Source organism: Leptothrix sp. (in: b-proteobacteria) (assembly GCF_965250675.1).
Classification (GTDB): Bacteria; Pseudomonadota; Gammaproteobacteria; order Burkholderiales; family Burkholderiaceae_C; genus Sphaerotilus.
Map to the genome: position 1 here is coordinate 911,905 of NZ_CBDFPH010000001.1, position 8,549 is coordinate 920,453.

The following is an 8,549-nucleotide window of genomic DNA, read 5'->3' on the forward strand; positions in this document are numbered from 1 at the left end:
GACAAATTGTACGGTTTGCCGTTGCCAGCCCCGATCTGATAGAGCTCAAGTCCCCGGGCCACCGGACGATATAAGGCCATGAGCAATGCAGTAGCCCGGCGCCGGTTTGGTGCGCAGTCCAACGTTTTGTACGCGCGCCATGTCCACTTTTCAGCTTCCCCCTGATGTCCTGCGTGTCGGTGAGCCGACCCCTTTTGCGCTGCGCGACCGGCGAGGCCACCTGCTGGCGCCGCGCGGCATGCTGGTTGCCACGGAGGATCAGCTGCGGCAGCTGGTCACGCGCGACCTCTACATCGACGAGCAGGACGGCGAGCTGCTCAAGCGCGCGATGGAGGGCAAGCTCAACACGATGGTGCAGCGCAACGCGCTCATCGGCGTCATTGCCCAGACGCGCACCCACGCCAGCGACATTCACGGCACGGGCAAGGCGGCCGGTCTGTGCCTGGACGATCCACCCAGCGCCTGGAGCAGCCTGCAACTGCGCTTGAGCGCCTTGCTGCGTGACCCGAGTCAGCCTGATTTCGAAGCGCGCCTGCTGCAGCTCCAGTCCAATCTGTGCCTGCTGCTGGACGCCGATGTCGATGCCGCCTTGCTGCTGCTGGTGCACAAGACCACTCAGGAGTTTCACGAATACAGCGTCAGCCACGCGCTGCTGGTGGCCGTGATCTGTGAATTGGCCGCCCGCCACTTTTCGGCGTGGGGCCCGGATCAGTGCGCCTCGCTGCGCTGTGCGGCGCTGACGATGAATGTGGCCATGACCCAATTGCAGAACCAGCTGGCGTCCCAGGTCGCACCGCCTTGTGCGCTGCAGCGCGAGCAGATCAACCACCACGCCATGCGGGGTGCTGACAGCCTGCGCGCGGCCGGCGTGACGGATGCGCTCTGGCTTGGCGCCGTCGAGGGCCACCACCACGCACCCCCAGGCGCGTTGGTCAACCTGAGTGCCGCGCAGCAATTGGCCCGCCTGATCCAGCGCGCTGACATCTACGCCGCCCAGCTCAGTCCACGCAAATGCCGCCCGGCCATGAGCGCCTCCGCTGCTGCCAAGGCTGCCTATCTGGATGAAAACCAGCAGCCTGATCCCGCCGGCTCGGCCATCATCAAGGTCCTCGGCCTCTACCCGCCGGGCAGTCTGGTGCGGCTGCGCAACGGCGACGCGGCCGTGGTGCTGCGGCGCGGCCAGCGCGCCAATGCACCTCGGGTGGCCAGCATCGTCAACCCGCAGGGCCACGCCATTGCCGAACCCGCCGTGCGCAACACCGAACTGCCGGCGTTCGAAGTCGCCAGCGGCGTGGCGGCGCATCAGATCAGGGTGCGCCTCAATCTTGAGCGGCTGCTCAAGATGAATTGAGGCGCCACCCCGGACGCAACCCCACGCTGCGCGTCAGCCCGCCACCAGCTCGGTGAACGGCATCGCGTGCTGGCAGCGTGGCTGGTACTTGCCCACGCGCTGGGCAATGGCGCGGATGTGGTCGGGCGTGGTGCCGCAGCAGCCGCCGGCGATGTTGAGAAAACCGGCGGCGGCGAACTCTTCCATCAGCGCGCCGGTGACCTCGGGTGTCTCGTCGAAGCCGGTGTCGCTCATCGGGTTGGGCAGGCCGGCGTTGGGGTAGCACGACACATAGGTGTCGCCGGCGATCTTGGCCAGCTCTTCGATGTACGGGCGCATCAGCGTTGCGCCCAGCGCGCAGTTCAGGCCGATGGCGATCGGCTTGGCATGGCGCACGCTGTGCCAGAAGGCGCCCACGGTCTGGCCGCTCAGGATGCGGCCGGACGCGTCGGTCACGGTGCCGGAGATGATGACGGGCAGGCGCTCGCCGGTCTCATCCATCAACTCGTCGAGCGCAAAGATCGCCGCCTTGGCGTTGAGCGTGTCGAAGATGGTCTCGACCAGGAACAGGTCGCAGCCACCGTCCATCAGGCCGCGCGCCTGTTCCTTGTACGCGGCGTGCAGTTCGTCGAAGCTGGTGTTGCGTGCGCCGGGGTCGTTCACGTCCGGGCTGATGCTGGCGGTGCGCGGCGTGGGGCCGAGGGCGCCGGCCACGAAGCGCGGCTTGTCGGCGCTGCTGAACTTGTCGCAGGCGGCGCGCGCCAATTTGGCGGCGGCCACGTTCATCTCGTAGGCCAGGTGGCCCAGCTTGTAGTCTTCCTGCGCGATCGAGGTCGTGCCGAAGGTGTTGGTCTCGATGATGTCGGCGCCGGCGGCCAGGTACTGCTCGTGGATCTCGCTGATCACGTCCGGGCGCGTCAGCACCAGCAGGTCGTTGTTGCCCTTGAGGTCGCTCGGGTGATCGGCAAAACGGCTGCCGCGAAACGCTGCTTCATCGAGCTTATAGCGCTGGATCATGGTGCCCATGGCGCCATCCAGGATCAGGATGCGCTGGCGCAGCAGCTCGGGCAGTTGCTGGGCGCGGGTGTAGTTCGCGTGGGAAGCGGGCGTTGAGGTGAGGGCGGCAGTCATGCCCGAATTGTAGGGAGCGGCCCGCGCCGCGCCCTCTTCAGTGCAGGATGACCGGCTGCTGCGCCAGGGCGGCGTAGCGGGAGACGTATTCGTCCAGATCGTCATCGCTGGGCGAGCCGGCGATCAGGGTCTCGACGCCTTGCTTGAAGTGCTCGGCCATCGCGCCTTCGATGTAGATCTCCAGGCGCGCCTGCTTGTCGACGATCTCGTAGCCGCCGCGCCGCAGCACCTTGGGCTCGCTCGTCTCCAGGTCGAACACCACGACGGCAAAATTTTCCGAGTTGTAGAGCATTTGCATGAGGGTTTCTCCGTTGCTGGCTATCTGAGGCGGTCGCGGTGGCTTTCAAGCCGGGGTGCGTTCTTTGCATATCGGCGCGCCAGCGCAGCAACTTGAGTTTTTCGTGTTCGGGGCAGGGTTCGAGGTGTCACGGCGGGCCGGGCCGTGCTTCACGCAAGACCAGCTCCAGCGGCTCGCCGCTGCTCTCGCGCAGTTGCACCCGCACGGGCCAGTGCTGGCGTCCGGGGTCGGTCCAGACCTCGGCGTGGGTGTCGTGCGGGTCGTCGGACTCGCGCCGCCAGTGCCACAGGCCATCCGGGCTGGCGTCCTGCAGGATGAAGGTCCACGGCTGCACATCGCCGCTGACGCTGGCCACGTCCATCTGGATCTGGCTGCCCAGGACGGGGCTGCCGTGGCCGGGTCGCGCGGCCAGGCGGGCGGCCAACTGCGCCATCCAGCTCAGGCGATCCTGCGTGCCGGGCCGCAGCGGCAGGCTGTCGGTGCGGCTGGAAAAGCTCAGGCGTGGCGCGCTGCCGTCGTCAGGGCGGATGAAGTTGAGCGCCCGCTCGCTGCGGCGGATGCGGCGCTCGGTGTGGCGCACCGGCAGCAGGCCGTGGGCGTCGACCAGGCCGTCGCTGTGCTGCACGAAGATGCGCCCCAGCAGCGGCACCTCGCCGACCAGCTCCATGCGGTAGCGGCTGCCGTCGCGGCTCCAGTTCAGCTGGCCCTGGCCGCGCAGCGCGCCGCGCGTCAGGGTGTAGCGCAGCTGGGTGCTGTCGGGTGCGGAGGCCGGCGGTTCGGCTTCGGGCGCTGCGCGCGGGGCCAGGGAGGTCACCTCCAGGTTCGACGGCGACGGCGTTTGGGGCAGGTCGGATGAGACAGTCGTGCTGGCCGTGCTGCGCGGCGGTGGCTTGGGCTCGGCAGCGGGCTTCTTTTTGGGCGGCGAGGTCGGCGCGGGAGCGTCGCTCTTCACCCGGACCGCTTCTGGCGCTGCGGTGGGTGCCAGCGCGACGGTGACGGGTGTGGGCCGGTCGGGCGGCGCTGTCGGGACCGTGGGTGCAGGGGCGGCCACCGCCTTGTCGCCCGCCCAGGCCTGCAGCAGCCAGCCGTGGGCCAGTGCGACCAGCGCGATCACCACGACGGCGGCGAAGCGGTGCGTGCGGGGTGCAAATGTGGATGTCATCGACAAGGGTCGCCCAAGTTCCGTGCAAGGAGCTGAAATCTACAATGCCCGGCACAATCAAGAAGCTCGACAGCATGCGCTGCAGCAGCCCGGTTTCCACCCGCCGGCGGCAAGATACCCACCTCAACGAGGAGACACCATGAGCGACACCCCAGGTTTCAATCAAGCCTACGAGCAGGCGAGCCAGGCTTTCGGCAAGTTCGTGCCTGGTTTCGACTTTCTGCAAGGCCTGGTCAAGAACGCCGGCAAGAGCCTGCCCAACGTCGGCCAATGGGTCGCGCCGACGCTGGACCCGGTCGAGTTGGAACGCCGCATCGACGAGCTGAAGACGGTGCAGTTCTGGCTGGAGCAGAACGCCCGCATGCTGGGCGCGACCATTCAGGCGCTGGAAGTGCAGCGCATGACGCTGGGTGCGCTCAAGGGCATGAATGTCTCGATGACCGACCTGAGCGAGGCGCTCAAGGTCAAGGTGCCCGACATGTTCAGTGCCGCTGCCGCCACCCCGAGCGCCACGCCCGCAGCACCGTCCCCTGCGCCTGCCCCCGCACCAGCGGCCGCAGACAGCGCAGACGCCGCGCCGGCGGTCGATCCCATGCAGTGGTGGGGCTCGCTGACGCAGCAGTTCACCGAACTGGCCGCGCAGGCCATGCAGGCGTCCAGCCAGGCGGCCACCGACGCCGCCAGCCAGGCCACCGAGGCCATGCAAGCCGCCACCGCCGCCGCTGAAGCCGCCGCCACCGCTGCGACCGAAGCCGCAGCCAAGGCCACCGCAGACGCCGTGCAGGCGGTTCAGCCCCAGACCGCGCCGAAAACCAAGGCCGCGCCGCGCAAGACCGCTCGTGCGGCGGCTCCGGCCCCAGCGCCTGCGCCTGCCGCCAAGAAGGCGCCCGCCAAGCGCGCCCCGGCCAAGAAGACGCGCTGAGCCGCTCCGCCTGAGCTTGCGCGCCCCGCCATGAACCGCTTCCTGCAAGCCCACGCCACCCATCCTGACCCGCACATGGCGCTGGCGCTGGCGGCGGCGCAGATCGAGGCCCAGCGGGCCGCGCGCGTCACGCCACGTGCGCAGGCCGCCGAGGGGGATGCCGCCCGCGACGCTGATGCAGCGGGTGCGCTCAACCTCGGCTTCATCTACCTCACCGACCACTACGCCCCGCAGGCCGAGGCGCTGCTGGCCGAGTTGCGCCAGCGCTGGCCGAGGGTGGATTGGGTTGGTGGCGTGGGGGTGGGTGTGTCGGCCAGTGGGGTCGAATACTTCGATGAGCCGGCGCTGGTGCTGCTGCTGGGCGCCTTGCCGGCCGGCAGCTTCACGCTCTACAACGGCGAGCGTCCGCTGGCGCCCGGCGCGGCCTTTGCCGCGCTGGTACATGCCGATGGCGGCACGCCCGACATCGACGAGCTGATCCGCGAGCTGGCCGAGCGCACCGACAGCGGCTACCTGTTCGGCGGCCTGATGGCCTCGCGCAACCGGGCGCTGCAGTTCTGCGCGCCGGCGGGTGGTGCCGAACACTCTCCGGAAGATGCTGTGCGCGGCCTCTACGCCGGTGGCGTCTCGGGCGTGGCGTTCAGCGCGGCGGTGCCGCTGCTGTCGCGCGTCACGCAGGGCTGCCAGCCGATCGGGCCGCTGCGCCAGATCACCGCCGCCGAGCACAACCTGGTGCTGGCGCTGGATGGCGAGCCGGCGCTGCCGGCCTTGCTGCGCGACCTTGGCATCGATCTGGAACAACCCCGCCTCGCGCTGCCGCGCCTGCGCGCCACGCTGGTCGGCCTGAGCGATCCGGCCGAAGCGGGCCAGATGCAGCCGGCCCGTTCCGGCCAGTTCGGGGCCGACACGCGTGTGCGCCACCTGATCGGGCTGGACCCCGGCCGCTCGGCCTTTGCCGTGGCTGACCACGTGCAGCCCGGCATGCGGCTGGCGTTCTGCCAGCGCGACGCCGAGGCCGCCCGGCGCGATCTGGTGCGCATCTGCGCCGAGATTCGCGACGAACTCACGCCCGACGATCCGCCACCCGGCTTCGCGCCCGAGTCGCGCATCGCTGCGGCCATCTACGTCAGCTGCACCGGGCGTGGCGGGCCGCACTTCGGCGGCACGTCGGCCGAACTGCAGATCATTCGCCATGCGCTGGGCGATGTGCCGCTGGCCGGCTTCTTTGCCGGCGGCGAAATCGCCCGCCATCACCTCTATGGCTACACCGGCGTGTTGACGGTGCTGATCACGTCGCCTGACCCCTTCCTGAAGGATTCGAGATGAATGCTCGTGTGCCGCCTGAGGCCATGAAAGCCGTGCGCGCCAAGCGCCAGACCCAGGTGGTCAATGCGCTGGCGGCGGTGCTGCCGCCGTCCGCCCTGCTGTGGCAGGCCGAAGACACCACGCCCTATGAATGCGACGGCCTGAGCGCCTACCGCGAGCGCCCGCTGGTGGTGGCGCTGCCCGAGACCGAGGACCAGGTCGCCGCCGTGCTGCGCACCTGCCACCGGCTCGACGTGCCGGTGGTCGCGCGCGGTGCCGGCACGGGCCTGAGCGGCGGCGCCATGCCGCACGCGCTGGGCGTGACGCTGTCGCTGGCCAAGTTCAAGCGCATCGTCAAGATCGACGTGCGCAGCCGCACGGCGGTGGTGCAGTGCGGCGTGCGCAACCTCGCCATCAGCGAGGCCGCCGCGCCTTACGGCCTGTATTACGCGCCCGACCCGAGCAGCCAGATCGCCTGCACCATCGGCGGCAACGTGGCCGAGAACTCCGGCGGTGTCCACTGCCTCAAGTACGGCCTGACGCTGCACAACGTCATGAAGGTGCGCGGCTACACCATCGAGGGCGAGGCGGTCGAATTCGGCGGCGACGCGCTCGACGCGCCCGGCCTCGACCTGCTCAGCGTCGTCGTCGGCAGCGAAGGCATGCTGGCCGTCACCACCGAGGTGACCGTCAAGCTGGTGCCCAAGCCCAAGCTGGCGCGCTGCATCATGGCCAGCTTCGACACCGTGCAGGCCGCCGGCGAGGCCGTGGCGCAGATCATTGCGCAGGGCATCATTCCCGCCGGCCTGGAGATGATGGACAAGCCCATGACCGCTGCGGTCGAGGACTTCGTCCACGCCGGCTACGACCTCGACGCCGCCGCCATCCTGCTGTGCGAGAGCGATGGCACGCCCGAGGAGGTCGAGGAAGAAATCGGCCGCATGACCGAGGTGCTGACCGGCTGCGGCGCGAGCCGTCTGGAGGTCAGCCGCGACGAAGCCCAGCGCCTGCGCTTCTGGAGCGGCCGCAAGAACGCCTTCCCCGCGTCGGGCCGCATCAGCCCCGACTACATGTGCATGGACAGCACCATCCCGCGCAAGCGCCTGGCCGACATCCTGGTCGCCATCGCCGAGATGGAGAAGAAGTACGGCCTGAGTTGCTGCAACGTCTTCCATGCCGGCGACGGCAACCTGCACCCGCTGATCCTGTTCGATGCCAACGACCCCGACCAACTGCACCGCTGCGAGCAGTTCGGCGCCGACATCCTCGAGACCAGCGTGCGCCTGGGCGGCACGGTGACGGGCGAGCACGGCGTCGGCATCGAGAAGCTCAACTCCATGTGCGTGCAGTTCAGCCCCGAAGAGCGCGAACAGATGTTCGCGGTCAAGCGGGCCTTCGACGCGCGCGGCCTGCTCAATCCGGGCAAGGTCATTCCCACCCTGCAACGTTGCGCTGAATACGGAAAGATGCACATCAGCAAGGGCCTGCTGCCCTTTGCCGATCTGCCACGTTTTTGAACATGCAAGTCAAGACAAGCAAGCCTTTGAACCGCCTGGTCGAGCGCGTGCGCGCCGCCCAGGCCAGCAAGACCGCCCTGGCCATCCAGGGTGCCGGCACCAAGGCCTTCTACGGCGAGGCGATCCAGGGCGAGCGCTTCGATGTGCGCGAGCTGAGCGGCATCAGCAGCTACGAGCCGAGCGAGCTGGTCGTGACCGCCCGCGCCGGCACGCCGCTGGCCGAGTTGGAAGCCGCACTGGCCGAGCGCGGCCAGTGCCTGCCGTTCGAGCCGCCCCGCTTCGCGGACCCCGAGCGCCCCGGCCTGCGCGGCGGCACCGTCGGCGGCATGGTCGCGGCCGGCCTGGCCGGGCCGGCGCGGGTGTCGGTGGGCAGCCTGCGCGACTACGTGCTGGGCGCCACCGTGCTCAACGGCCGTGCGGAGGTGCTGAGCTTCGGCGGCCAGGTGATGAAGAACGTCGCCGGCTATGACGTGGCGCGCCTGCTGCCCGGCTCGCTGGGCGTGCTGGGCGTGATCTGCGAGGTCTCGCTCAAGGTGCTGCCCGTGGCACCTGCCACGCTGACGCTGCGCTTCGACAGCAATGAGGCCGACGCCATCGAGCAACTGCAACGCTGGGGCGGCCAGCCACTGCCCCTGAACGCCAGCGCCTGGTGGCAGGGCGCGCTGATCGTGCGGCTCTCGGGCGCAGTCGCCGCCGTGGAAGCCGCCGCGCGCCAGATGGGCGGCGATGGCATCGAGCCCGCCATGGCGCAGCAGTTCTGGACCGGCATGCGCGACCAGACCGACGAGTTCTTCAACGCCGCGCGCCGCTCGCTGATGCAGGGCGCCGCGCTCTGGCGCCTGTCGCTGCCGGCCGGGGCCGCGCCGATGCCGCTGTCGGGCGAG

The 8,549-nt window shown here is 69.5% G+C and carries 8 protein-coding genes; 5 read left to right on the forward strand and 3 right to left on the reverse strand.

Annotated elements, in window-relative coordinates; genetic code table 11:
• Positions 1–139: 139 nt before the first annotated feature.
• Positions 140–1,351 (forward strand): HD-GYP domain-containing protein, encoded by a 1,212-nt coding sequence (locus AC5IG3_RS04105; protein WP_491905001.1) that lies wholly within the window; start codon positions 140–142, stop codon positions 1,349–1,351.
• 33 nt (positions 1,352–1,384) lie between these two features.
• Here AC5IG3_RS04105 and AC5IG3_RS04110 read toward each other — a convergent pair whose 3' ends face one another.
• The 3 genes from AC5IG3_RS04110 to AC5IG3_RS04120 form a co-directional block, all read right to left on the reverse strand.
• Complete coding sequence (locus tag AC5IG3_RS04110) at positions 1,385–2,461, reverse strand: homocysteine S-methyltransferase family protein (RefSeq protein WP_491905002.1); 1,077 nt, start codon at positions 2,459–2,461, stop codon at positions 1,385–1,387.
• A gap of 37 nt (positions 2,462–2,498) precedes the next feature.
• Positions 2,499–2,759: a BTH_I0359 family protein gene (locus tag AC5IG3_RS04115; RefSeq protein ID WP_491905003.1), complete on the reverse strand. Its 261-nt coding sequence runs from the start codon at positions 2,757–2,759 to the stop codon at positions 2,499–2,501.
• 127 nt (positions 2,760–2,886) lie between these two features.
• Complete coding sequence (locus AC5IG3_RS04120) at positions 2,887–3,921, reverse strand: DUF3108 domain-containing protein (protein WP_491905004.1); 1,035 nt, start codon at positions 3,919–3,921, stop codon at positions 2,887–2,889.
• Between the two features lie 139 nt (positions 3,922–4,060).
• Here AC5IG3_RS04120 and AC5IG3_RS04125 point away from each other — a divergent pair, with 139 nt between their 5' ends.
• From AC5IG3_RS04125 to glcE, 4 genes are all read left to right on the forward strand, one after another.
• Positions 4,061–4,843 carry a PhaM family polyhydroxyalkanoate granule multifunctional regulatory protein gene (locus AC5IG3_RS04125; RefSeq protein WP_491905005.1) on the forward strand — a complete coding sequence of 261 codons (783 nt, stop codon included), beginning with the start codon at positions 4,061–4,063 and terminating at the stop codon, positions 4,841–4,843.
• A 30-nt stretch (positions 4,844–4,873) separates the two neighbouring features.
• Positions 4,874–6,169, forward strand: a complete 1,296-nt coding sequence (locus AC5IG3_RS04130) for an FIST signal transduction protein (RefSeq protein WP_491905006.1) — start codon at positions 4,874–4,876, stop codon at positions 6,167–6,169.
• The gene (locus AC5IG3_RS04135) at positions 6,166–7,665 is read left to right on the forward strand and encodes an FAD-linked oxidase C-terminal domain-containing protein (protein ID WP_491905007.1); all 1,500 of its coding nucleotides are present in this window, start codon (positions 6,166–6,168) and stop codon (positions 7,663–7,665) included. The genes AC5IG3_RS04130 and AC5IG3_RS04135 overlap by 4 nt, the downstream gene beginning before the upstream one ends.
• Positions 7,666–7,667: 2 nt before the next feature.
• Positions 7,668–8,549 (forward strand): glycolate oxidase subunit GlcE (gene glcE / locus AC5IG3_RS04140; protein WP_491905008.1); only part of this gene is annotated, 882 nt, incomplete at its 3' end.